The 24612-nt window shown below is 36.9% G+C and carries 22 protein-coding genes and 1 riboswitch; of the genes, 9 read left to right on the plus strand and 13 right to left on the minus strand.

Translation table 11 applies throughout. The features are described from left to right. Nucleotides 1-6 precede the first annotated feature (6 nt). Nucleotides 7-876 carry a Cof-type HAD-IIB family hydrolase gene (locus tag AC3WTI_RS13570; protein WP_097840883.1) on the minus strand — a complete coding sequence of 290 codons (870 nt, stop codon included), beginning with the start codon at nt 874-876 and terminating at the stop codon, nt 7-9. A 134-nt stretch (nt 877-1010) separates the two neighbouring features. On the opposite strand from AC3WTI_RS13570, the gene AC3WTI_RS13575 reads away from it, so the two are divergent. Further along, complete coding sequence (locus tag AC3WTI_RS13575) at nt 1011-1628, plus strand: DNA-3-methyladenine glycosylase (RefSeq protein WP_087957506.1); 618 nt, start codon at nt 1011-1013, stop codon at nt 1626-1628. 61 nt (nt 1629-1689) lie between these two features. Here the strand turns inward: AC3WTI_RS13575 and alsD are convergent, their stop codons facing one another. Together alsD and alsS are read right to left on the minus strand one after the other, a co-directional pair. After that, nucleotides 1690-2448 (minus strand): alpha-acetolactate decarboxylase, encoded by a 759-nt coding sequence (alsD, locus tag AC3WTI_RS13580; RefSeq protein WP_144488334.1) that lies wholly within the window; start codon nt 2446-2448, stop codon nt 1690-1692. Between the two features lie 16 nt (nt 2449-2464). Continuing rightward, on the minus strand, nt 2465-4159 hold the full coding sequence (gene alsS, locus AC3WTI_RS13585; protein WP_087957504.1) for an acetolactate synthase AlsS: 1695 nt from the start codon (nt 4157-4159) through the stop codon (nt 2465-2467). 371 nt (nt 4160-4530) lie between these two features. Between alsS and AC3WTI_RS13590 the strand changes: the two genes are divergently transcribed. Together AC3WTI_RS13590 and AC3WTI_RS13595 are read left to right on the plus strand one after the other, a co-directional pair. Continuing rightward, on the plus strand, nt 4531-5091 hold the full coding sequence (locus tag AC3WTI_RS13590; protein WP_087957503.1) for a DUF1700 domain-containing protein: 561 nt from the start codon (nt 4531-4533) through the stop codon (nt 5089-5091). Nucleotides 5092-5108: 17 nt separating this feature from the next. Continuing rightward, nucleotides 5109-5729 (plus strand): NDxxF motif lipoprotein, encoded by a 621-nt coding sequence (locus AC3WTI_RS13595; protein WP_087957502.1) that lies wholly within the window; start codon nt 5109-5111, stop codon nt 5727-5729. Between the two features lie 42 nt (nt 5730-5771). Here AC3WTI_RS13595 and AC3WTI_RS13600 read toward each other — a convergent pair whose 3' ends face one another. Next, a complete protein-coding gene (locus AC3WTI_RS13600; protein WP_087957501.1) occupies nt 5772-6128 on the minus strand; it encodes a YlbF/YmcA family competence regulator in 357 nt (118 codons plus the stop codon). A 142-nt stretch (nt 6129-6270) separates the two neighbouring features. After that, nucleotides 6271-7407 carry a DUF445 domain-containing protein gene (locus AC3WTI_RS13605; RefSeq protein WP_142286601.1) on the minus strand — a complete coding sequence of 379 codons (1137 nt, stop codon included), beginning with the start codon at nt 7405-7407 and terminating at the stop codon, nt 6271-6273. A gap of 134 nt (nt 7408-7541) precedes the next feature. Between AC3WTI_RS13605 and AC3WTI_RS13610 the strand changes: the two genes are divergently transcribed. Both AC3WTI_RS13610 and AC3WTI_RS13615 read left to right on the plus strand, forming a co-directional pair. Continuing rightward, nucleotides 7542-8594 carry a YheC/YheD family protein gene (locus AC3WTI_RS13610; protein ID WP_253621488.1) on the plus strand — a complete coding sequence of 351 codons (1053 nt, stop codon included), beginning with the start codon at nt 7542-7544 and terminating at the stop codon, nt 8592-8594. A gap of 20 nt (nt 8595-8614) precedes the next feature. Further along, nucleotides 8615-10075 carry a YheC/YheD family endospore coat-associated protein gene (locus AC3WTI_RS13615; RefSeq protein WP_087957498.1) on the plus strand — a complete coding sequence of 487 codons (1461 nt, stop codon included), beginning with the start codon at nt 8615-8617 and terminating at the stop codon, nt 10073-10075. 16 nt (nt 10076-10091) lie between these two features. On the opposite strand, the gene AC3WTI_RS13620 is transcribed toward AC3WTI_RS13615, so the two are convergent. Further along, on the minus strand, nt 10092-10337 hold the full coding sequence (locus tag AC3WTI_RS13620) for a hypothetical protein (protein ID WP_071759244.1): 246 nt from the start codon (nt 10335-10337) through the stop codon (nt 10092-10094). A gap of 387 nt (nt 10338-10724) precedes the next feature. Here AC3WTI_RS13620 and sasP point away from each other — a divergent pair, with 387 nt between their 5' ends. Further along, nucleotides 10725-10928: a small acid-soluble spore protein, SasP family gene (sasP, locus tag AC3WTI_RS13625; protein WP_000013338.1), complete on the plus strand. Its 204-nt coding sequence runs from the start codon at nt 10725-10727 to the stop codon at nt 10926-10928. Between the two features lie 51 nt (nt 10929-10979). Here sasP and AC3WTI_RS13630 read toward each other — a convergent pair whose 3' ends face one another. From AC3WTI_RS13630 to AC3WTI_RS13650, 5 genes are all read right to left on the minus strand, one after another. After that, complete coding sequence (locus tag AC3WTI_RS13630) at nt 10980-11714, minus strand: amino acid ABC transporter ATP-binding protein (protein WP_087957497.1); 735 nt, start codon at nt 11712-11714, stop codon at nt 10980-10982. A gap of 28 nt (nt 11715-11742) precedes the next feature. Beyond that, nucleotides 11743-12441, minus strand: coding sequence for an amino acid ABC transporter permease (locus tag AC3WTI_RS13635; protein ID WP_492304371.1), 699 nt, complete (start codon nt 12439-12441; stop codon nt 11743-11745). Continuing rightward, a complete protein-coding gene (locus tag AC3WTI_RS13640) occupies nt 12428-13225 on the minus strand; it encodes an amino acid ABC transporter substrate-binding protein (protein WP_087957496.1) in 798 nt (265 codons plus the stop codon). The genes AC3WTI_RS13635 and AC3WTI_RS13640 overlap by 14 nt, the downstream gene beginning before the upstream one ends. A gap of 271 nt (nt 13226-13496) precedes the next feature. Continuing rightward, nucleotides 13497-15497, minus strand: a complete 2001-nt coding sequence (locus AC3WTI_RS13645; protein ID WP_087957495.1) for an ABC transporter ATP-binding protein — start codon at nt 15495-15497, stop codon at nt 13497-13499. Then, nucleotides 15494-17254 (minus strand): ABC transporter ATP-binding protein, encoded by a 1761-nt coding sequence (locus AC3WTI_RS13650; RefSeq protein ID WP_087957494.1) that lies wholly within the window; start codon nt 17252-17254, stop codon nt 15494-15496. The genes AC3WTI_RS13645 and AC3WTI_RS13650 overlap by 4 nt, the downstream gene beginning before the upstream one ends. A 595-nt stretch (nt 17255-17849) precedes the next feature. Between AC3WTI_RS13650 and gapN the strand changes: the two genes are divergently transcribed. After that, nucleotides 17850-19289 (plus strand): NADP-dependent glyceraldehyde-3-phosphate dehydrogenase, encoded by a 1440-nt coding sequence (gene gapN / locus AC3WTI_RS13655; RefSeq protein ID WP_000213627.1) that lies wholly within the window; start codon nt 17850-17852, stop codon nt 19287-19289. A gap of 79 nt (nt 19290-19368) precedes the next feature. Here gapN and AC3WTI_RS13660 read toward each other — a convergent pair whose 3' ends face one another. Then, nucleotides 19369-20454, minus strand: coding sequence for a DUF3626 domain-containing protein (locus AC3WTI_RS13660; protein ID WP_087957493.1), 1086 nt, complete (start codon nt 20452-20454; stop codon nt 19369-19371). 108 nt (nt 20455-20562) lie between these two features. Then, a complete protein-coding gene (racE, locus tag AC3WTI_RS13665; RefSeq protein ID WP_098903362.1) occupies nt 20563-21393 on the minus strand; it encodes a glutamate racemase in 831 nt (276 codons plus the stop codon). A gap of 201 nt (nt 21394-21594) precedes the next feature. Then, nucleotides 21595-21776, plus strand: a riboswitch (Lysine riboswitch). A 146-nt stretch (nt 21777-21922) separates the two neighbouring features. On the opposite strand from racE, the gene AC3WTI_RS13670 reads away from it, so the two are divergent. Both AC3WTI_RS13670 and AC3WTI_RS13675 read left to right on the plus strand, forming a co-directional pair. After that, complete coding sequence (locus AC3WTI_RS13670; RefSeq protein WP_087957491.1) at nt 21923-23347, plus strand: amino acid permease; 1425 nt, start codon at nt 21923-21925, stop codon at nt 23345-23347. A gap of 60 nt (nt 23348-23407) precedes the next feature. Beyond that, nucleotides 23408-24607 carry an ABC transporter permease gene (locus AC3WTI_RS13675; protein WP_087957490.1) on the plus strand — a complete coding sequence of 400 codons (1200 nt, stop codon included), beginning with the start codon at nt 23408-23410 and terminating at the stop codon, nt 24605-24607. The last annotated feature ends 5 nt before the right edge of the window (nt 24608-24612 follow it).

The following is a 24612-nucleotide window of genomic DNA, read 5'->3' on the forward strand; positions in this document are numbered from 1 at the left end:
CCTTTATCATTTCGGCGTATTTTTATGATTCTTCAAAAACGGAAGCGGGAATTGCTTGCGGAAATGCTCTTTGATCATATACTCTACGCCGTTCTCACTATTTGAACGTGTAATCCAGTCAGCTGCTTGTTTTAACTCTACAGGCGAGTTCCCCATCGCTACCCCGAGCCCTACATTTTCAATTACTTCTAGATCTTCTAAACTATCTCCAATCGCAACCATTTCGTTTAACGAAATATTTAAATGCTCTCCAAGCAATTGTAATCCACGTAATTTTGATACATTTTGCGGCAAGATTTCTATTCGTTTTGAATCACACTCAACATACTCTATATCTTGGAATGCTTTTCTTAATGTATAGAGCCCTCGTTCTTTTTCACCTTTACTTTGGAAAATTACATCAATTTTTGGCGCTGCTACTGGATGATCACGAAGCGCATCACCTAACGAGTCTACAAATTGAACTGGATAAAATAATGGATCTGCGCTTGATAATACAGTACGCGCAATTAAGTTTGGTGTATTTCTCTCACGATTTCCGATTGAAAACCGTTCATGAGAAATGCGGACGTTACAATCAAAGTGCTCTAACACTTGCACAATGTTAAACGTCTTCTCTTCCGATAACCTTCTTTGAACGTACGGCTTATCTAACGTTGCTGAAACGAAAGCACCGCCATGTGTCACTAATATAGAATCTAATTTTAAAGCCTTTGCTACTTTATGAGCGGACTGAAAATTACGGCTCGTAAATAATGTAACGTATACATCTTTTCTTTTCACAAATTCAATTGTTTCTCTTAATCCTTTTGCAATTTTTCCGTTGTTGTATAGTAGTGTCCCATCTATATTAAGAGCTAGTAAGCGATAAATCATGTCGCACTCCCCCTCTTCGCTGTTGTACTCTATCCATAATTTATGAAATAAATGTAGCAAATAGAACGAGTTAGAATTACTACTGAAAATTTGGTTTACTATATACATATACACTTAGCAAAGGAGATAGTACAATGCAAGCACCACCTTCCTTTTATGAAGGCGATACGTTAGAAGTCGCAAAGAAATTACTCGGACAGAAACTTGTACATATTGTAGATGGAGTAAAACGAAGCGGAATCATTGTAGAAGTAGAAGCATACAAAGGTCCGGATGATAAAGCAGCACATAGTTACGGAGGTAGACGAACGGACCGTACAGAAGTTATGTTTGGTGCACCAGGACATGCTTACGTATATTTGATTTATGGTATGTATCATTGTTTTAACGTCATTACAGCGCCAGTTGGCACCCCGCAAGGTGTTCTCATTCGAGCCCTTGAGCCAGTAGATGGAATCGAAGAAATAAAACTAGCACGATACAACAAAAGCGACATTACAAAAGCGCAGTATAAAAATGTAACGAACGGCCCTGGCAAACTATGCCGTGCCCTCGGAATTACTTTAGAAGAACGAGGTGTATCGTTACAAAGCGACACATTACATATTGAACTCGTCCCAGAAGAAGAACACCTATCATCACAATATAAAATAACAGCAGGTCCTCGCATTAATATCGACTATGCAGAAGAAGCTGTACATTATCCTTGGCGTTTTTATTATGAGGGACATCCGTTTGTTTCAAAGAAATAAATGATTCAACAAAAAATATTCATAAAAGAAGACTGTTCCAAGGTGGAACAGTCTTCTCCTTTTACTCCGCGCCTTCCGCAGTCGCAATATTATCCTCTAAGTTTTCTCTTGATAATTCAGCCGCCATAAAATCAGCTGTTTCTGGAAGTGCTAAATGCATATGAGCTTTTTGACAAATTTGGATCGTACAGTTTTCAACAACATAGTCGAAAACATGTCCGCCTCCGCTTCTTTCATCATCAATATAATGTAAGTGGAAACCAGCTACACCAATGCCTTGCGCGTAATCTGGTGTCCAAAATCCAGCAAGCGTGCCTTCTGTATGTTTAAACGAAAAAATCGGTTGTGATTTCGTCACTTCAACGAGCGGTGTATACGGTTTTTCTTGTCTTGGAACGGTTCTTGTTCTTACTTCACGGAATGTACCGTCCATTCGAATCGCATAAAATAAGTTTTTACTTGGCATTAATTCATGTAATAAGGCTTCCACTTCTTCACGATTCATCGGACGCTCTACTGTATAACTCATTTCTTTTTCAAAAAACGTTACCGTCGCAAACGGTGTTGTTTCTTCTGGCTCTACTTTTTCTGCTGAACCGTCTGAACGTAAATGATAAAATTCGTTATCAAATGCAATCATTTCACCATCTAATTGATCAAATGTGCCGATGCCAAAATTACCACGTTCTTTCAATTCCTCAAAGCTAATCACACCATCATATATACCATCTAATAGCGCAAGCATTGTAGATGTTTGATATACTTCATTACTCATTTTCGTTCTTTTTGCATCAATATCGATTAATTGCGCAACAGTCATCTCAAATCTGCCTCCATTAGTTTAATTGGTTTGGTAATAATTTTTCGCTTAATTTAATGTTATCACGGTAGTCGATTGGAACATCAATAATGACAGGACCGTCTGCTGCTAATGCTTCTTTTAATACCCCTTCTAATTCATCAGGCTTGTTAACACGAAGACCTAACGCCCCGAAACTTTCCGCATATTTCACAAGATCAACATCCCCAAACTCTGTAGCTGATGTTCTGCCGTATTTCATCATTTGTTGGAATGCAACCATATCATATGTGCCGTCTCTCCAAACAAGATGGACGATTGGAGAATTTAAACGTACCGCCGTTTCTAACTCCATCGCTGAGAATAAGAAACCACCGTCACCTGATACAGAAACTACTTTTTTACCTGGTTCTACTAAAGTAGCTGCGATTGCCCAAGGAAGTGCAACACCTAACGTTTGCATACCGTTACTAAATAATAATCTACGTGGTTCATAAGAACGGAAACATCTCGCCATCCAAATAGAATGGGAACCGATGTCACATGTAACAGTTGTATCGTCACTAATTAAAGAACGAAGTGTACGAATCACTTGAAGTGGATGCGTAACACCTTCTGAAGGACGATTTGGAACTTCTGCTTGTTCTGATAATTTCGCGCGTAATCGTTCTAATACTGCTTCTGATTTCGTACTTAACACAAGTTTCGGTAATTTTTCTGCGATGCTATTTACTGTTAAGGCAATATCACCAATTAATTCACGCTCTGGTTGGTAATCATGATCGATATCTGCTTGATGGTCATCAAGATGAATAATCGTTCTATCCCCAAGTTTATTCCAGAATTTCGGATCATACTCAATTGGGTCATAACCGATCGAAATAACAAGGTCTGCTTCTTCTAGTAAAATATCACCTGGTTGGTTACGGAATAATCCAACGCGGCCGAAGAAATGATCTTCTAATTCACGTGAAATGGCACCAGCTGCTTGATATGTTTCAACGACAGGAAGTTCTGTATCTGCAATTAATTCACGAACAGCTTTCGTCACTTCATTTGTGCTTGCTCTCATACCGAGTAAAATAACCGGCAATTTCGCTGCTTTTATTTTTTCTACTACGTATGTAATATCATGTGTGGGAGCGATTCCAAGCTGTGGCTTAGAAAGCGCACCGATAGACTCTACAGTCGTTTCCGCAGTCATAACGTCTTGCGGAAGACTTACTAAAGTAGCGCCTGGATTTGTGGAAGTCGCACTTCGGAATGCATTTGATAATGCTTCTGGCACATTATCAGGATGCTCTACTTCTACGCTATATTTTGTGATTGGTTCGAATAGTGCAGCATTATCCATAGATTGATGCGTACGTTTTAATCGATCTGTACGCGGAACTGCACCAGCTAAAGCAACAACGGGATCACTCTCCGCATTCGCAGTAACAAGACCTGTCGCTAAATTTGATGTCCCTGGTCCTGAAGTTACAAGACATACACCCGGTTTCCCTGTTAATCTACCAATAGCAGCTGCCATAAATGCTGCGTTTTGTTCATGACGACAAACAATTAACTCTGGTCCTCTTTCTTGCAGTACATCAAATACAGAGTCAATCTTCGCTCCTGGAATACCGAAAACATGTGTAACACCTTGTTTAATTAAACAATCAACAACAAGATCTGCTCCTTTTGTTTTTGTCTTCACGTCGTTTGCTTTTACACTTGTCAAACTAATCATCCCTTTATTTCATAATGTGTGTAATAAAGATTTTTAATTTCACCTAGTTAATTAACGTGGTGAAGTATTGTTTATCATTATAGTACAAATGCATTATTTTTCCAAGAATATGAATTTGACAGTATTTTGACAACTAATAAGGAATGCGCTTACAACCCTTTATTTATCCTAAAATAATGTTTTTATAACTTCTCTAAAAATGTAAGAGAAATTTCCATCTCGTTACAGTATTAAAATCTTAACAGTACCTTGCAAAGAACACTAGTAAATGATATATTTGTAAATATTGGAATACCCATTAATTGGAACTCTCTTTTCAAAAATCAGATTCTCATCTGTAATTCATCATTTTATAAAGGAAAGTGATTGTTATGAACAAAAGTGACTTTTTGGAACAACTTAGTTCCTCCCTGCGGAATATACCCAATGTAGAAAAGAAAGATATTATTTCGGAGTATGAAACTCATTTTATCAGTGGTAAACAAGATGGGAAATGCGAAGAAGAAATTGCTAGAAAACTAGGAAACCCTAAAACGATCGCGAAAGAACTTACTGTTTCCTATGCAATAAGCAATGCTGACAAGAAACGAAGCTTCAAAAATATGATAACCGCACTATTTTCTGTTATGAGCTTAAGTGTTTTAAACTGTACTTTTATCATTATCGCCTTTTTCGTACTACTCTTTTTATTACCGATTCTTCTAGCACTTATCATTGCCACTCCAGTATTAATCATTTCACCTATTTTATTAATAGGGCTAGGGTTCTTTAAAGGGTTTCATCAAATTAGCTATTCCGATGTTTATAATGTGTTCATCGCTTTTTGCAGCGGTTTACTCATATCCGTCATCTGTTATCAAATGGTAAAACATCTATACGCAGCTTTAGTAAAATACTTGAAATGGAATGTAGCTATTTTACAAAGATATTAATGCAAAAGGAGATTAAGATGAAAAAGTATATTTTATATGCACTCATGTTACTTATAATTTTATTGCTATCAGCTTGTTCACACGATACACAATCTAATGAAGCAAATGATACACGATATGATAAATTAGACGATGTACAATCTATTAAAGATGTAACGATTAAAATTCCAGAAACTATATTCACTTCCTCAAAAAAGAATGAAACGATTAATGAAGATGAAATGAAACAAAATATAAAAACGTATTTAGATTATAGCGGAGAGTTATATGAAAACATCGTTCCACTTTCGTCAGCCATGTCTGACGAGGAAGTCACGGAATACGATCGGGAGAAATTAAAACAACTAATAGATTTAGCACAACAAAATGATGCGAACTTCCATAATTTTATTAGTAACAATACGATCCCCGATGATTACAAACAGCCTTCGAAGAAAATTCATGATTACATTTCATCGTCTACAGCACTTTCAGTAGAACTAGAGCAAGAATTAGACCAACTCGCTCAAGATGGTAACTTATTCAAAACTGATTTCTCTTTTACAAAACGCTTTGAGAAAGTGAATGGTAGGAAACAAAAAGAAATTGAAAAGTTTTTGAAGGAGAAGAATATTGAAACGGAGTATTTCCACAAATAACCAACAAAAAAAGACGCCTCTATACAGGGGCGTCTTCCACTATTACGCTTGTTGTTGCGCGTTATATAAATCTTCTAGTGGCTTCATGATAATTTTGTTAACGTCAGTGATAACGATGTTTAAGCGTTGCTCAGTTTCCATTAACTTTGTAATTTTAGCATCTTGTTGAATGCGAACTACAACTTCTTGTGCTTTTTGGTTATCTTCTTCAGTGATTTCTTGACCTTGCATCATTTTTTGTTGTAGGCCAAGTTGCATTGTACGGAACTCATCGAATAAGTTCTTTGAAGCAGTATCAGCTTGAACTGCTGCGTAGCTTGCTTTTAATGTTTGGAAATCTTCGTTTTCAGCGATTGCTTTTTGTAATTCATATGCAACATCATGAATGTTTTTTGTCATTTTATTTTTCCTCCTTTAGAAGGCTAGCACTTGTCATGCGCACTGCCTTTTAAGTACGTTTACATACGCACCTCTTCTTACCATATCAAACTATGCAAGAGATGTGAAGAAATTTCACTTTTATTTCTATGTACTTATCTTATTATTTAAGAAACAGCAGTAATAATCCTTGTACGAGTCCAATCATTCCGCCTAATAAGGCACCTAAATACGTAATCATTTTCAGTTCATTTTTTGTAATGGACAGCACTAAATCTTCTAGTCTCTCCGTTGAAAATGTGGATACTTCTTGCTGGACAATTTCCGCAAGATGGAGGTTGTTTAATATACTCGCTACGTTTTCTGTCCCCCACTTCAAACCTTTCGTTACTGCACTTGGAACTACCTTTTCCATAATTGTTTCTCGAACTGGCTCACATACTTGCTGCACAGATTGATTTAAAAACTTACTTACTGTTTCCTCCACTTTAACTGCTGACAATATAGGGCTTACAATCATTTCTTTTTCTACAAATGTTTCTAATTCTTTTACATCTCTTCCTTTTAACTTTTCCCACTCTTTTTGCAGTACATCAGTTAAAAGCTGTTTTGTGCCATCTTGCGCTAAAAACTTAATAACCTCTGGCTGTACACGATCCACTACACTTACATTCCCTAAAAACATTCCGACTAAGTTAAGCAGCGTTCCCCTAGAAGCAAAGAAATCATCAATCATTTTTGAAAGACGAGCTTTCCCTTCTTCACTTTCAAAAAATTGAGTTGCTCGCCCTAAAATAAATGCCGAAACGTTCGGGATCGTATTTTCTATTTTTTCATGAACAGAATGAGGTAAAGCCTGTTCCCATGTATATGTATAGTACTCTGCTAAAAATGCCTCAATCTTTTCTGTAATCACATGTTCGATTTTCACGGTTGCTTCTTTTTCTACATGCGCTACATCCCATTTTTCTAACATTTGTCGCAGTGATTGTTCGTTCGTCATTACTTTATCCACTTCCACTTGCGTCCAGTGGATTAAACCTTTTTGAAACTCTTCATTTGTTAACTTCTTTCCGATTCCTTCCGGCGTTAACAAATGCTCGACAACCATTTTTCCTAATTGAACCGCAAGTTCATCGCGGCGCTTCGGAATTAACCCTGGTGTAAATGGAACTTGAAATTTCCCAATATAAATAGGGCGATGCGGACGAAATAACATTTTTATCGCTAAATGATTTGTGAATCCCCCAATAATTGCTCCGAGCCCTGTCGTCGTTAACATACTTAACCATATATTCATTACAATCAACCTTTCGCTTCTCCAAAACTATAGCATATCATCATACGGACAAAAGTATAATGGTATAAAAACGTATTTGCAATATATAGCTTCGCCTATTGTGCCAACATTTTGTTAGTAAAGGAGTGATTTCGTTGGTTCTTGGTATTTTAACTTCTCAGCCTCATTATGAGCAAACGTATTACACCGAAATCGCTAAACGCGCTCGGCTTTATCATAATGTCGTTGCCCAGTTTACACCATTTAGTATTGATCCTAAAACAGATCTTATTTCTGGTCTGATTTATGATACTGATACAGGAAAATGGAAAGAGCAAACATTCCCTATTCCTTCTTATATATACGATCGTTCTTCTTTTAACGAGGACACAAACTTTGAAAAAGCAAAGTCAATTATTCACTCATTACACAACCGTGCTTCCACTACCTTTTTAAATAACACACTCATTGACTTAAGCGAACTGCATGATGTATTTCTCACGAATAAAAAATTATCTCCTTATATACCAAAATTTGAAATAGCGACGATACAAAATATTTTCAAACTGTTATTAAAAACAAAAGATATTATTATACGTCCTACTAACACACATTCCAATGAAAGTCTGTACCGGGTCGCTTATAAAAATAAAACGTTTCATATCGATACGATAAATGCCGCTTATCATACTTCTGCTCCAATCAAACGGACAGATGAATTTATATCTTGGTACAAACGTAACATACATTCAGCACGTTACATCACCCATACAATGTTGCAACCACCAAATCAATTAACATACCCGCTCCATATCCGAACCATTTTACAAAAAAATAAAGAGCAGAAGTGGAACGTTATCGGTCAATTTATACAAAAGAGCTCATTTCCGGATCAACTTTTATTTTCGGTAACGGATGATTCTTCGCTGCATTCCTTTTCAAAAGTTAAATACGTATTATCTAGTACCGGTGTACAATTGTTACAGGACGCTTTACATGACATTATAAATGAAGTGTTTCAAACACTAGATCAATCTTATTCTTCTTTATTCGAGCTAGAGCTTTCCACCATTATGGATCAAAAAGGGGCCATTTGGCTTATGTATGTCAACACGATTCCCCCGTACGAACATTACATTCGTCATAGTGATTCATTAGCCGAAACAATATATCACGGACCACTAAAGTTTAGTCGCTTTACACCATAATGAAAGGAGGTAACAACATTTTGAAAGAACACATATATACATTAAATATTTCAGATGAGCATCCAAATAGTATTACTTTACCTTATATTTTTTCCATTACACCACCCATTACATCCCTTTCCTTCGGTATACGCCATGTTGCCAGTGAAGAGGTAAAAATTCATTATTCCTTTACTCGCGAAATCATTATTGGACAACAAATTGCAGAGAAACTTTTGCTTCCTCACTCCACTACTATCCATGCATTCACGCAAAATGAAACGATTATTTTTGGACCATTAATCGGGATTTTCACAACTGGTTTTAACGATGACTCTTCTCATCCTTTAGGAAACCGTTCAACTTCTCTTGGCGAGTTACTCACGCCGCCATTCACTTTGCGACCGTTTGTATTCGTTTTTGGTGTGCAACATATAGACTGGGAAGATGAAACAATTGAAGGATATTTCTTTCAAGAGGAACAATGGATAAAGAAAAAAGTGCCTTTCCCAAACGTCATTTATGACCGATTACCCAATCGGAAAGCCGAAAATTATAAACCGATTGTAAGAGCAAAAAGAAAATTAGAGTATGACTATGCGATTCCATGGTTTAATCCAGGATTTTTTAATAAATGGGAAGTGCATCAACTTCTTATGAAAGACGAATCAATCATGCCATTCTTACCAAACACAGAAACATTTCAACACTTCGAACAAGTAGAACGATTTCTCGGTACGTATAAATCGATTTACATGAAACCAATTCACGGCAGCTTCGGGAGAAATATTCATCAACTATTTTATTCTCAAGCAGAGAATTGCTACTACTGTCGTTATCGCGAAAATGAAGAAAACAAACTAAGAAAGTATCAATCATTAGAAACGCTTCTAAATCATGTGTTAAAAGGACATGATTTAAAGAAATTTATCGTACAACAAGGTATTTCCTTACTTCGCTTCGATGGGCAACCTGTTGATTTTCGCATTCATACAAATAAAAATCATTTCGGCCAATGGATGGTCAGTGCAATCGTCGCAAAAATTGCTGGCAAAGGTAGCTTAACAACACATGTAAATAGCGGTGGTGATACGAAATTACTACAAGAACTTTTTCCAGATTCCACAAAACAAGTTCAAATTGAAAATAAGTTAAAACATACCGCCTTACAAATTAGTTACGCGCTCGATGAACAAGTAACCGGAAATATTGGAGAAATCGGTTTTGATATCGGTTTAGACACACAGGAAAACCCGTGGCTCTTTGAAGCGAACTCTAAACCTGGGCGAACTGTATTCCAAGACGCCAAGTTAAAAGAACAAAGTGAACTAACGCGCCAATTATTTTACGAATATGCCATCTACTTAACTGAACATTCTTTGCGCGATACAAAAGAAAAAATGTCTCAAATAAAATCCGGAACTCCATCAAACACCGAACATATCCCGTCCCCTATGATTCACTCACAAATACGAAAACAAAAACTTCCACCTCATTCATAAGGTGGAAGTTTTCCATTTACACAAGTTTTACTACAACCTCTGTTTCCACATTACATACTCCGCAATAAAAAATATGATTACAGTATTCATTTGAATTGTTATTTGTTAATCCATCTACTGCACTTAATAACTCTTGGTCCATATACGCACTATAATCGTCTATGTAATCTACAGTTTTCCCATAATCTTGGAGTATACTTTGGCAATTTTGACAAGAATATGTTTGTGATTCTAATGCATTACAAAGCGGGCAAATTCCCATCACGATTCCTCCATACGTTATCAGTACATAGGAGCGCTCTGTCTCACTCCTACTCAAAATAAAACTATACGTGTAATAAGTCATAAATAAGAAGTTAATGATTTTTCCCAGAGTAGCGGGATATAAAAAACATATTTCAAATCGCTCTTAGTTTAGCCTTCTTTCAAAAAAATACAACGATTACTCTTATTTCATAATTTACGAAACGACTAAGATTTTTTTACAAAATTTACAAATTATTATTTCGTATATCTTTCTAGGTAACATCCATACTATGAGTACAAACTTAATTACCGATGGATTAGCGCCAAACGGGGCGATAATCTGGTTCAACTCCAGCTAGTCCAACCAAAAAAATTTTTATAACTCTAAGGAGGATATATTCCTATGGCAAACCAAAATTCTTCAAATCAATTAGTAGTACCAGGAGCAACAGCTGCAATCGACCAAATGAAGTACGAAATCGCTCAAGAATTTGGTGTACAATTAGGAGCAGATTCTACGGCTCGCGCTAACGGTTCAGTTGGTGGAGAAATTACAAAACGTCTAGTTGCAATGGCTGAGCAAAGCCTTGGCGGATTCCACAAATAAATATATATGGCAAAAAGGTCTCAAGGCATATGCCTTGAGACCTTCCTTAATTTATTGCAACATTTGTAAAAACTTCTTTGTACGTTCTTCTTTTGGATTTGTAAATACTTCTTCTGGTGTACCTTGTTCGACAACGACACCGCCATCCATGAAAATAACGCGGTTTGCAATTTGATGTGCAAAGCGCATTTCGTGCGTTACAATGACCATCGTCATACCTTCTTTAGCAAGTTCCTTCATTACTTTCAGAACTTCTTGAACGAGTTCAGGATCAAGTGCTGACGTCGGCTCATCAAATAGTAATACTTCCGGCTCCATCGCAAGCGCGCGAGCAATTCCAACGCGCTGTTGTTGTCCACCCGATAATTGGAACGGATATAAGTCTACTTTATCCGCAAGACCAACTTTTTCAAGGAAATAGTTTGCTTTTTTCTTCGCATCTTCTTTCCCCATCTTTTTCACTGTAACGAGCCCTTCCATTACATTTTGAAGTGCTGTTAAATGCGGGAATAAGTTATGGTGCTGGAATACCATACCTGTTTGCGTACGAAGATTGACAATATCTTTCTTCGTTACTTTTTGAGAGAAGTCGAGTTCTTTATTACCGATGCGAATACTACCAGCGTTCGGCGTTTCTAACACGTTAAGACAACGTAAGAATGTCGTTTTACCAGATCCAGATGGCCCGATAATAACAACAACTTCTCCCTTCTCAACTGATAAATCTATATGCTTTAGTACGGTATTATCTCCGAAACTTTTTTGTAAGTGCTGAATTGAAATCATAAAAACAAAAACTCCTTTTGTAAAAGGATTATTTTAATGTGTAGCGTTCCGAACGCTTTTCTAACATCTGTTGTACGATTGATAATAAGAAACAAATAACCCAATAAATAAGACCTGCTTCGAAATAAACAATTAAAAACTCATAGTTCATTGCCGCAATTTCCTGCGCTTTTCGGAACATTTCTGTTACTAAAATTAACGATGCTAATGAAGTATCTTTCACTAAGCTAATAAATGTATTCGAAAGCGGCGGGATTGATACACGCGTCGCTTGCGGTAAAATAACACGTTTTAACGCTTGCGGATACGTCATTCCAATTGTGTAAGCTGCTTCCCACTGCCCTTTCGGAATAGAAAGGATAGAAGCACGAATAATTTCAGATGCATATGCACCGACATTTAATGAAAATCCAATAACTGCTGCTGTATATGGCTCAACTTCAATATTAAGAGTTGGAAGACCATAGAAAATAATAAATAACTGTACAAGAAGTGGCGTTCCGCGAATGATAGATACATAGATACGAGCAATCCATTGTAAAATACGACTACCTGAAATACGTGCAAGCGCCGTTAACGTCGCAAGTATAATCCCGATAATAAATGTAATAAGCGTTAATGGAATTGTCGTAAGAACAGCTTCCTTCAGCATAGGCATGAAGGAAGACTGCATAATATCTATCCAAGTAGAGAATCGATCTGAAACCAATGCACTACTTAGATACATTTTCACCGAACCATTTTTTCGCTATTTTATCGTACGTACCATCTTTTTTCATATCTTCTAACGCTTTATTTACTTCTTGTACTAGCTTGTCGCTACCTTTACGGAATAAGAATCCACTTTGTGATGCTTCTTTTTCTGTATCTACAATTTTAATTTTTGCATCTTTTTTCGTTTCTAAATAGTTTAATACTGATAATTTATCATTGATTGTGAAATCAGCGCGGCCAGAACTTAATAATTCTGCTGCTTGGCTAAATCCTTCTACACCAATAATTTCCGCACCATTTTTCTTAGCGATATCTGCATAGTTACTTGTTAAAGATTGTGCTCCTTTTAATCCTTTTACATCAGCAAATGTAGCAGGCTTATCTTTATCCTTCGCAATAACTAATGCCGCTGAAGATGAAACGTACGGTTTAGAGAAATCATATTTCTTTTGACGGTCTTCACGAATACCAACTTCATTCGCAACCATATCGAAACGCTTCGCATCTAAACCAGCAAGTAAGCTATCCCATTGTGTTTCTTTAAATACAGGTTTTACTCCTAAACGTTTTGAAACTTCTTCTGCTAATTCAACATCGAATCCAGTTAATTTATTGCTTGAATCGTGGAACGTAAATGGTGGGTATGTACCTTCTGTACCAATTACAAGTTCACCGCTTTGTTTAATCTTTTGTAACGCGTCTTGACTAGCTGTATCTTTTTTCTCTTCTTTACCGCAGCCCGCTACAATCCCGATTGCTAATGTAGTTACTGCAAGTACTGAAAATAATTTTTTCATGATGGTAATCCTCCAAGTATTCTGATAGGAATTTAAAAACTATATTGATTGTATGCAATCTTGAACAATTTTTCAATGAAAATGTTCTTATTTAGTTTATCCTTTTTCTTCATAATCAAACAAAAGGGGAAAATAACGCCACATACAAAAAATAAGTAACATTTTTTAATATAGCATTTATTGTAGGAAAGGTAAAATAATACTTCTTATTTAACTGCCCTGATTCACTAAAAAAGAACTTGCGAAAATCGCAAGTTCTCCCCCGTACATATTAAGCGCTCTGATTTCCTTCCATTTGCGTTTTGTACATATCGTAATAACGCCCGCGCTTTTTCATTAACTCATCATGAGAGCCTTTTTCTAAAATCGTCCCTCTATCAAGCACAATAATTTGATCTGCGCTTTTAATTGTAGAAAGTCGGTGAGCGATAATAAATGTCGTTCTTCCTTTTTTCACAACTTCTAACGCTTGTTGAATCATCGCTTCTGTCTCTGTATCAATACTTGATGTCGCTTCATCTAAAATTAAAATAGCTGGGTCAAAAGCAAGTGCTCTAGCAAACGATATAAGCTGACGTTCTCCGGTTGAAAGTGTACTTCCTTTCTCCGTAATTTCTTCATTTATATTGTTCGCAAATCTTTCAGCACCAACATCGCGCAATGCTTTTACGATACGATCTTTTGAAATGTTTTCATTCTCTAAGCTAACATTAGACGCCACTGTCCCGCTAAATAAAAACGGATCTTGCAGTACGATTCCCATATGCTCACGGGTTGCTTGTTTCGGCATCTCTTTTACATCATGTCCGTCAATCGTAAGCTTTCCTTTTTCAAACTCATAAAACTGAAAGAGTACATTCATAATGGAACTTTTTCCTGATCCAGTATGGCCGACAAGTGCTACCGTCTCGCCTTGTTTCGCTTCAAAAGAAATATTTTTTAACACTTCATCTTTTCCATTATAAGAAAACGACACATTATCAAACTTCACATTTCCTTGTAAGCGAGGCATACGTTCCTCTTCTACTGCTTCCCCTTTTTCCTCTAACAATTCAAAAACACGTTCTGATGCAACGCGCGATTGTTCTAAGTTAGCAAGCTGATTTACCATATTTGTAATCGGTGAGAACAATCGTGTTAAATAATCAACGAATGCATACAGTATCCCAAGCGAAATGACGCCTGTAGCACTTAATGAAGCGCCACCGAAATACCAAATCACACCTGTGAAAGCAATATTTCTTAATACACCTACTAAGTTATGCGAAGTTGCTGCATTTAAATTTAAGATTTTATTTTGATACTTAAAATAATCACCATTTAATTCATCAAACTCTTTTTTCGTTTCACGCTCTTGACGGAACGCTTGAATAATTGGCATCCCTTGAATGGATTCATTCACTGTTCCGTTAATATCAGATAAACGTGAACGCATTTTATGATTGTATACAGACGCATACTTTCTATAAAGAATTGCCCAAACGATTAATATCGGGATAATAAGTAAACATATCGTTGCCAATTTTACGTCGAGTAAAAATAACGCCGCAAATATCCCGATAATATAAATGATACTAGAGACGAATGTCGCAAGTACCGTTACGTATAAATCACGAATCGCTTCCGTATCATTTGTGACACGCGATACAATTTTCCCTGCTGGTAAATGATCAAAATAACGAATCGGCAACGTTTGAATATGAGAAAACACATCTTCCCTCATAATTTGAATAATTTTGTTCGCTGCCTTCTGTAAGAAAAATTGCTTTCCGTATGCAAATAATGAAACGACTACTAATAAAGCGAAATAGCCACCACCAAGTAATAATAGACGGTTTATTTCTGGTTTATAAAACGCAAACACTTCTTCTTTCGTTAATGCTTTCGCTTTATACACTTGCACCGCCTTACCATTTTGAACGGTAATCATATCACCTTTTACAGTACGTGACCCTTCAGCATTCACTTTATTCGGCACAAAGTAATATTGAAAACCGACTTGCATCACGCGTACTTCTTTTCCTTTTTTCTCACCTTGTTCAAAGCGATCACTTCTCTTATAAAAGGCGCCATTATACGAAACAGCCTCTTCACTCTTTTCTGTTTCATACCAAGGCTTCTCTATTCCAACGATATGATCGTCAATCATCGTTTTCGCGACGAAAGGACCCGCAAGCTCTGCGATGACGAAAATAAATAACATTAGCATCGCTGCAAAAATTGTCCCTTTTACTTTCATCGCATATTGAAACAATCGTTTTGAAACGCTCATATTTTCACCCCACTATCCACACTTTCACTTTCCCCTTGTTGTCTTTCAAACTGCTCCGCATACCAGCCTCCCTTTTGGATAAGCTGATCATGCGTACCTTCTTCCATTACTTGCCCCTCATCCATAACGAGAATCCAATCCGCATGTTGTACGGCAGATAAACGATGCGTCGTAATAATCGTCGTCTTTCCACTTCTTTCTGTTCTTATATTGTCAATGATCGCTGCTTCCGTACGAGCATCAACAGCTGATAACGAATCGTCCAAAATTAAAATTTCTGGATTTTGAATAACAGCTCGCGCAATCGAAATCCTTTGTTTTTGTCCTCCGGATAAAGAAACACCCTTCTCTCCAACGAGCGTCTCTAACCCTTCTGGTAAAAACTCTAAATCCTTTGTAAACGCCGCAATTTCAATCGCTTTCTCGAGTTCTTCTTCCGTCGCTTCCCGATTTCCAAATAAAATATTTTCCCTCGCTGTTTTGGAGAACAAAATATGTTCCTGAGGTACATATCCAATCCAGCCGAGTACATTTTCATTCGTCATTTTATCTAACTTCACATCAGAGACTGCAATATCCCCATCTCCAAGCGGATATTGACGAAGAAGCTGACGGACGAGCGTCGTTTTTCCACTTCCTGTTTTTCCGACAACCCCAAGCGTTTCCCCTTGTTTTAACGTAAACGAAACCTTTTTCAAATTTGTTTCAGTTGATGAAGGATATGAAAAAGTGACATCATCAAACTGAATATAATCCGGCTCTTGTACAAGCTTTGGATTTTTCGGATCCTTTACATCTGGTTCATACGCTAACGTTTCATTCACACGGTCTAATGATGCATTTCCTCGTTGCATAACATTAATTAATTCGCCAATTGCAAACATCGGCCAAATCATCATCCCTAAATACACGTTAAATGAAACGAGTTCACCAAGTGTCACCTTTGATTGAAATACAAGATATGCGCCATACACTAAACCGATTAAATAACTAAGGCCAACAAGCATTTTCACAGTCGGCTGGAATAACGCATCAATTCTAGCTACCTTCATATTTTTTTCGTAGACGTCATCTCCTAAATGATGAAATCTTTCCTCGTCTGCATTTTCTTGTACGTATGCCCGAATAACGCGCACACCAGCGATCGATTCTAATACTTTATCGTTCATATCACCGAACGCATCTTGTGCAACTGTAAATCTTTCATGCAATTTCTTTCCATATATATTCATCGCATACGCCATAATCGGAAGCGGTATAAGTGCCGCAAATGTAAGCTCCCAACTAATTGTAAATCCCATCATAAAGACAATCGTAAGCATATATAAGCTCGAATCCACGAGCGTTAATATACCGAAACCAGCTGTCATAGCAATTGCTTTTAAATCATTTGTCGCTCTCGCCATTAAATCACCAGTACGATTTTTTTGATAAAACGTCGGTGTCATTTTAAGTAAATGCCCCATAAATTTAGAGCGCATCGTCTTCTCCAGTACGAATGCTCCCCCAAACAACTGATGTTGCCAAACGAAAGTAAGACCATATCCAACGATCGTAACCCCTATTAAAATAAGAATAGATTGCATAATAGCTTCATTCGATAACGTTCCTGTTTTTATGTTATCAATCGTAACCCCCAATACTTTCGGGGGAATGACTTCAACTATATTTACAATTAAAAGAGCTCCAATGGCGATACTATATCTCTTCCAATGCTCTTTAAAAAACCATTTTAACTTTAGTAATACCGATAACAATGTAACCTCTCCCTTCTCGTTCTCGTTTCCCGCTCATTTCTTTATCCACTATCCAGACCCATCACATTTACATTTCGTAACCCATACAATCTCATCACATTTTTCCACCTTCCAAAGTTTTTTCTCGGAACTAAACAAGGGAAAATAAACAAAAAAAAGCATACCGCCGCTTGACGATATGCATAGGAATGCATAAAAGCGTACGTTACGATATACGCAACGTACGCTTTTTATAAGACAAAGGTGCCCTATATATCCGTACGGGTTGCGTAATGATATGAATGTTTTCTGCCATTTAACAGAGCTAAACCCATTACATTTACGATTACAATCATTACGCACACCCCCTTCATTTATTTTCCATTTATAATCTTACAACTTTATTGAGTATTCTGTCAATTATTTTTTTACACACCGAATAAAAATATGCGCTACATCATTTCGAAATAAGAGAATGTTCTGTAAGAAAGGGCATACAAAATAAAAAAATAATAAGAAATCGTTTTCACAAACATTTCATTTGAAAAATGTTATCAAACCCCCTACAATCACCTTATACTCACTCTTACAAGTTGCTATTTTAGGAGGACTAATCATGACAACTAGCAATACGTACAAATTTTATTTAAACGGAGAATGGAGAGAAAGCTCTTCAGGAGAAACAATCGAAATTCCATCTCCATACTTACACGAAGTAATTGGACAAGTACAAGCAATTACTCGCGGAGAAGTAGATGAAGCAATTGCATCTGCAAAAGAAGCTCAAAAATCATGGGCAGAAGCTTCTCTACAAGATCGCGCAAAATATTTATATAAATGGGCTGATGAGCTCGTAAATATGCAAGATGAAATCGCCGATATCATTATGAAAGAAGTCGGTAAAGGATATAAAGATGCGAAGAAAGAAGTTGTTCGTACAGCTGATTTCATTCGTTACACAATTGAAGAAGCTTTACATATGCACGGAGAAAGCATGATGGGCGATAGCTTCCCTGGCGGAACGAAGTCTAAACTTGCGATCATCCAACGCGCACCACTTGGTGTTGTATTAGCAATCGCACCATTTAACTACCCAGTAAACTTATCTGCTGCAAAACTTGCACCAGCATTAATTATGGGTAACGCTGTTATTTTCAAACCAGCAACTCAAGGTGCAATTAGTGGTATTAAAATGGTTGAAGCACTTCATAAAGCTGGCCTTCCAAAAGGTCTTGTAAACGTAGCGACGGGACGCGGTTCTGTCATTGGTGACTACTTAGTAGAACACGAAGGCATCAATATGGTATCGTTCACAGGTGGTACGAACACAGGTAAACATTTAGCGAAAAAAGCTTCAATGATTCCACTTGTATTAGAACTTGGTGGTAAAGACCCTGGTATCGTTCGTGAAGATGCTGACTTACAAGATGCTGCAAACCATATCGTAAGCGGTGCATTCTCTTACTCTGGTCAACGTTGTACAGCTATTAAACGTGTACTTGTACACGAAAACGTAGCAGACGAGCTTGTTGACTTATTAAAAGCGCAAGTAGCGGAACTATCAGTTGGATCTCCAGAACAAGACAGCACAATCGTTCCATTAATCGACGACAAGTCTGCTGACTTCGTTCAAGGTTTAGTTGACGACGCTGTAGAAAAAGGTGCTACAATTGTTATCGGTAACAAACGTGAGCGTAACTTAATTTATCCAACATTAATCGACCACGTAACAGAAGAAATGAAAGTTGCTTGGGAAGAGCCATTCGGCCCAATCCTTCCAATCATCCGTGTTTCTTCAGATGAGCAAGCAATTGAAATTGCTAACAAATCAGAGTTCGGCTTACAAGCAAGTGTCTTCACAAAAGACATTAACAAAGCATTTGCAATTGCTAACAAAATCGAAACTGGTTCTGTTCAAATTAACGGACGCACAGAGCGCGGCCCTGACCATTTCCCATTCATCGGTGTAAAAGGTTCAGGTATGGGCGCACAAGGTATTCGTAAGAGCCTTGAGTCTATGACACGTGAAAAAGTAACAGTATTAAACTTAGTTTAATCTTATAAAAAGAAGCTGATCTAATTTTAGATCAGCTTCTTTTCTATATAGATACTTCCCCAAAACGGAGTATTTCGTTCTACTTCCGATTTGGTTTTCCAAATCGAACTAAAACATGCCATAATAATTTTAATTCCTGCAGCAGTTCTTCATACGTTCCGCGATCACTCCAAGATAGTGGATTCCTTTTCAAATCCACTACAGCAGAACCAATTATATGTGCATCGATACAATTATTTTTGGCAATACGTCTTGCCAAAGATGGCATTTTTGAACCTCTAAAATCCATTGGAACTTCATCTACCATCAGTACAAAACCATTGTGCCAATACAAATCAATAGCATACTTCAGACAAATCTCTTCTAACGTTCTACCTACATTCGTCCCCTTAAATGAAGGATCTACAACAAGCGCTTCCACATCTTCTTTAAGAGAAATATCTCCATGAATCTGTGCTTCAATATAATGGTTAAGATTACGTGCTGAATCTTTGTTTACTACATCTATAAACGGCCTTTCCAGGTCAGACAGTAAATGATGAATGAATCTTGTTGGAGTCAAATTCCCTTCACCAATTGCAAATTCTCTTACGAATGCATCTTCCAAAAGAGCAGCTAAAATCATATCAAACTCTTCATAAGTACCCTTTTCTTTTGGATCTTGATGCGAATCTAAATACGTATATGTAGAGCGATAAGAAACTTTTGGAGATAAGAGAAAATAACATGATCCAAAGCGCGGAGCAGGCCCATCTGGATGTAACATTACATTTAACGCGCCATATTTGGGCCGTTCATTATTCGTTACGCCTTCCAATTGATATGCGCCTCCAAATATTCTCTGTTCCCAAAGGTCACGTTCACCACCCGGATAAGCAGATACACTCCCATTAGATAGCAACGTTTCAAACTGACTTTTATATATGCCTTGCTCAAACAGTGCTTCAGCGATACTTTTCATATTCGAATCTAATCTGTCTGGATGAAAGTGTAAAGCAATCCTCGCATTTGATTTTAAATTAGCGACAGCTTCTTCAAATATTTCATCTGTAATATTAGACATTTTCAATATATGGTTAATTGTTGCTTTAGCCTCATCTTTTTCGTTCTCTGCATATTTTGAAATATACTGTAAAGCAAATAATTGAGCTCTTGATAATTCCATAATCAAACCTCTCCTTTCATTAAAATGACCTTAATCATTTCAATGAAAAGCTTATTCTTTCCTTCTTATGAAACGAACCTGATTTATAAAAAAGTAATTTAATAAACTCTAATTATACATACGCGCATTTTTCATGCGAAAATGTACACATTCTACAGAAATTTGATACCCTAGCCATCTCTCAGCAATATGTTCAAACGATGCAACAGAGCCTGTTGTAAAAAATCGATGTTTCGGATTAAGTTTGTCAGACAGAATTCCTTTGTGCTGTAAAATTGTGCTTAACTCTATCGCTGTTTCTTCTGCCGAACTAATAATCGTTACATCTTCTCCTAATTCCTTTTTTATATAGGACTCTAAAAGTGGATAATGCGTACACCCAAGAATTAGCGTATCTATATCTTCTTTCGTTAATGGCAGTAAAGCTTGTTTCACTTGCTGCGTTACATATGCTGTATCTTCTAAGTGATTTTCTACAACTGTAGCTAAAGTCGGGCACGCATGACTATGTACTTCCAAATATGTATCAAGCTCGTGTAATGCTTTTTCGTACATATTAGATTTTATCGTACCTACAGTTCCAATTACCCCGATTTTGCCTTTCTTCGTCACTTTAATTGCAGCTCTTGCTCCCGGATGTATAACGCCAATAACTGGAATAGAAAGTGCTTCTTGCAAATCAGTCAATGCAGCAGCTGCACCAGTATTGCACGCTACCACTAGAGCTTTTAATGGAAACTGTTTGAGGAACTCAACCATTTCAAATATGAAAGATTGTACCTCTTCTACACTTCTTGGCCCATACGGACAACGCTCATTATCACCAATATAATAAATGCTCTCTTTAGGCAATTGACGTATAATCTCACTCGCAACTGTTAATCCCCCAACCCCTGAATCTAGTACACCTATTACGGAATTTTCATTACATACAGACATATAATTCATCCCCTTCTCGATCTTCTAGTGCCAATAACATGTATTATATTACGAAAATTCAAATATTGTATAACAATCCCTCTCACTTTTAATCACAAACTCTTCTCTATAATCTGATTATTACCATATCCATTGACGTATAAAAATTCATTTGTTACTCTTAAAGACGTTAATTTAATATTTAAATCCTCATTCGTATCTCGGTGAGGTAGAGGTTGCAGTCATTAAGAGTATCATTTCAGGAGATGTAGTGGCATTGATGAAGGAATGAGAAAGGAATGATTGCCGAAGTAAGTTGTGTCCACCATGCACACTTGCTGGGTCTGCATTTAATAAGTGCAGAACTGTCACAAACGTTTCGTTTGTGGAGAGCTATCGAGAGGTATGTCGTGGGTTTCTTATAAGATAGAAAGCATGTAGCGGCAAATTACGTGCTTTTTTTGTTTTGTTTGGGACTTCTCTTCTCTACTAAGAAGACATACATATCTCCTCGCTTGACTTGGTTATACTAACTTTGGAGGTATTTTCTATGCAACAAAAAAAATGGGGCTTTTGGGTACTAACAGCTTTCGTTGTCGGTAACATGGTTGGCGCTGGGATTTTCATGGTGCCAAGTACATTAGCACAAACAGCAAGCCCTCTCGGTGTCACTTTAGCTTGGTTAACAACAGGGTTTGGTGTTTTAATGCTAGCTCTTGTTTTCGGTAATTTAGCAATTCGTCGTCCTGATTTAACGACAGGACCACAAAGTCATGCATATGCTTTATTCTCAACACCAAAAAAGAAAAAAATGGCTGGTTTCAGTATGGTATGGGGATATTGGGTTGCAAACTGGGCAAGTAACGTTGCCATCATTACATCATTTGCGGGATATTTATCACTCTTCTTCCCAATTATGAAAGATACACGACTACTATTTTCAATCGGTTCTTTTGACATAGAAGTCGGAAAACTAATTACATTTACGATTTGTTCCATCTTACTTTGGGGAACTCATATTATATTAACGAACGGTGTAAGCGGAGCTGGAAAGCTAAACTTCTTAGCAACAACAACGAAAGTAACTGGATTCCTTTTATTCATCGTCGTTACGTTATTTGCATTCGAAGCTTCTAAGTTTGGACAATGGTACACACCGATGATCGACAAATCAGGTGTATCACACGGTCTACTTTCACAAGTAAACTTAGCTGCTCTTACAACGCTTTGGGCATTTATCGGAATCGAATCAGCAGTTCTTTTATCAAACCGTGCTGTTTCTCCAAAAACGGTAAAACGTGCAACAGTTGCTGGACTACTTATTACAGTTGCGATTTACTTAGGAATTACAATTTTAACAATGGGTGTGCTTCATGTTGATACATTACAAGCTTCTGAACGTCCATTAGCAGATGCATTAAACGCTGCAATGGGTCATGGCGGCGGGAAACTAATGGCATTACTTGCTCTTACTTCCCTATTCGGTTCTATATTAGGCTGGATTTTATTAAGCTCAGAAGTACCATATCAAGCAGCAAAAGAAGGTTTCTTCCCTTCCTTCTTCACGAAAACAAATAAAAAAGGAAGTCCAATTTACTCATTACGATTAACAAACATTATGTCGCAGGTGTTCTTATTCTCAACATTATCAGGAACCATTGCGGAAGCTTATACATTCGTTATTACCGTATCAACACTGGCCTACCTCATTCCATATCTCGTTTCACCAATCTTCCAGTTAAAACTAGTCGCAACTGGTGAAACATATAAAAATGAAATGCGGGCAAGAATTACAGATGGTATAGTCGCAGTGATTGCACTTTGCTACGCACTATGGGTTATTAAAACGGGTGCATCCGATATAAAAACGTTCCTTCTCGGAATTGGTTTATTCGTAATCGGCTTTGCCTTCTATCCATTAATGAATCGTGATCAGAAAAAAAATAACGAAAAGAAAAACGAGCAAGTTGCGTAACGCAATTTGCTCGTTTTTTCTTTTATAAAACATATATAATAGAACAAAGAGGTGAAAAACATGTCAATCGAATCACTATGGAGCAGCCGCTTCCAACAACATATGCAAAATATCATTACATACTTTGCACGTATGATTAACGGTTTACTATATAGCTTTATCTTTATTTCATGCGTTGGCGCATACTACTATGCTCAGTTTCTAAAAGCATCTCCTTCTAAAGAAATAGCTTTACTACTCATCACGATTGTACTTACATTCATTATAACGAGATGCCCGATCCGTACATTTATTCAAAAACCTGATGCTGTCTATTTGCTTGCATTAGAAGAGAAACTAACATCCTATTTTAAAAAATCTCTTCTATATAATTACATCATTCAGCTTTTCCCATTATTGTTCATGTTCCTTATTCTCGTTCCACTTGCGATGCAATCATTACAAGTAACGGTACCTTTCTTATGTACAATCTTTATCGTTCTAATGATTACGAAAGCTTGGAACATGTACATACATTGGATGTGGCGTGATAGTCACGAAAGAAACATATGGTTCATTATTCGTATTGCTTGTAACGCCCTAATCATTTACATGCTGTTTTATTCGGCACATGTTCTCATATTAGGCGGATTGCTCTTACTAACTGCTTTCCTACTTCTATATACGAAAAAACAGCCTACAAAACGAATACCGTGGGATTACATAATCGAACAAGAAGAAAAAATGAACGTTCGTTTTTATCAATTTGCTAGCATTTTCACCGATGTTCCGCAACTGAATAAGCAAGTAAACAAAAGAAAATGGCTTACAAATTGGATTGAACCTTTATTACATAAAAAACGAGCAACTTTCTTCTATTTACATACACTCGCATTTTTACGCGGTAATGATTATTTCGGTATATATATTCGCTTAGGGTTGATTGGTGCCTTCGCCTTATATTTTATACCAAACATATACGCAAAAGGTGCTATCTCTTACATCGTCCTATATATGATTTCTATGCAAATGCGTTCCCTGTGGAAATATTTTTCGGGAAATATTATTGTAGCATTATATCCAATTGATACTGAAAAACGAATGAATCAATTTCTTCACTTAATCTTTATATTGCTAAGCATTCAGCTCCTTGTATTTTCAATTGTTATACTCATTGCTACAGGTCAATTTTTACATAGCCTTATCATTATGATTATTGGGTTACTTTGGATCAAATTTATTATTGTACCAAAAACGAAGCAACGCGTTTCCTCGTTTTAACGAAA

The organism is Bacillus sp. EB106-02-03-XG38, from assembly GCF_058792175.1.

Excerpts from the sequence above, each read along its gene's own strand:
- AC3WTI_RS13645 (WP_087957495.1), bottom strand. The coding sequence starts at position 15,497 with ATGAGCGTTTCAAAACGATTGTTTCAATATGCGATGAAAGTAAAAGGG.
- AC3WTI_RS13640 (WP_087957496.1), bottom strand. The coding sequence starts at position 13,225 with ATGAAAAAATTATTTTCAGTACTTGCAGTAACTACATTAGCAATCGGG.
- AC3WTI_RS13660 (WP_087957493.1), bottom strand. The coding sequence starts at position 20,454 with ATGGAATTATCAAGAGCTCAATTATTTGCTTTACAGTATATTTCAAAA.
- AC3WTI_RS13675 (WP_087957490.1), top strand. The coding sequence starts at position 23,408 with ATGTCAATCGAATCACTATGGAGCAGCCGCTTCCAACAACATATGCAA.
- alsD (WP_144488334.1), bottom strand. The coding sequence starts at position 2,448 with ATGACTGTTGCGCAATTAATCGATATTGATGCAAAAAGAACGAAAATG.
- AC3WTI_RS13635 (WP_492304371.1), bottom strand. The coding sequence starts at position 12,441 with ATGTATCTAAGTAGTGCATTGGTTTCAGATCGATTCTCTACTTGGATA.
- sasP (WP_000013338.1), top strand. The coding sequence starts at position 10,725 with ATGGCAAACCAAAATTCTTCAAATCAATTAGTAGTACCAGGAGCAACA.
- AC3WTI_RS13605 (WP_142286601.1), bottom strand. The coding sequence starts at position 7,407 with ATGAATATATGGTTAAGTATGTTAACGACGACAGGGCTCGGAGCAATT.
- AC3WTI_RS13630 (WP_087957497.1), bottom strand. The coding sequence starts at position 11,714 with ATGATTTCAATTCAGCACTTACAAAAAAGTTTCGGAGATAATACCGTA.
- AC3WTI_RS13670 (WP_087957491.1), top strand. The coding sequence starts at position 21,923 with ATGCAACAAAAAAAATGGGGCTTTTGGGTACTAACAGCTTTCGTTGTC.
- racE (WP_098903362.1), bottom strand. The coding sequence starts at position 21,393 with ATGTCTGTATGTAATGAAAATTCCGTAATAGGTGTACTAGATTCAGGG.
- AC3WTI_RS13570 (WP_097840883.1), bottom strand. The coding sequence starts at position 876 with ATGATTTATCGCTTACTAGCTCTTAATATAGATGGGACACTACTATAC.
- AC3WTI_RS13620 (WP_071759244.1), bottom strand. The coding sequence starts at position 10,337 with ATGGGAATTTGCCCGCTTTGTAATGCATTAGAATCACAAACATATTCT.
- alsS (WP_087957504.1), bottom strand. The coding sequence starts at position 4,159 with ATGATTAGTTTGACAAGTGTAAAAGCAAACGACGTGAAGACAAAAACA.
- AC3WTI_RS13600 (WP_087957501.1), bottom strand. The coding sequence starts at position 6,128 with ATGACAAAAAACATTCATGATGTTGCATATGAATTACAAAAAGCAATC.
- AC3WTI_RS13590 (WP_087957503.1), top strand. The coding sequence starts at position 4,531 with ATGAACAAAAGTGACTTTTTGGAACAACTTAGTTCCTCCCTGCGGAAT.
- gapN (WP_000213627.1), top strand. The coding sequence starts at position 17,850 with ATGACAACTAGCAATACGTACAAATTTTATTTAAACGGAGAATGGAGA.
- AC3WTI_RS13575 (WP_087957506.1), top strand. The coding sequence starts at position 1,011 with ATGCAAGCACCACCTTCCTTTTATGAAGGCGATACGTTAGAAGTCGCA.
- AC3WTI_RS13595 (WP_087957502.1), top strand. The coding sequence starts at position 5,109 with ATGAAAAAGTATATTTTATATGCACTCATGTTACTTATAATTTTATTG.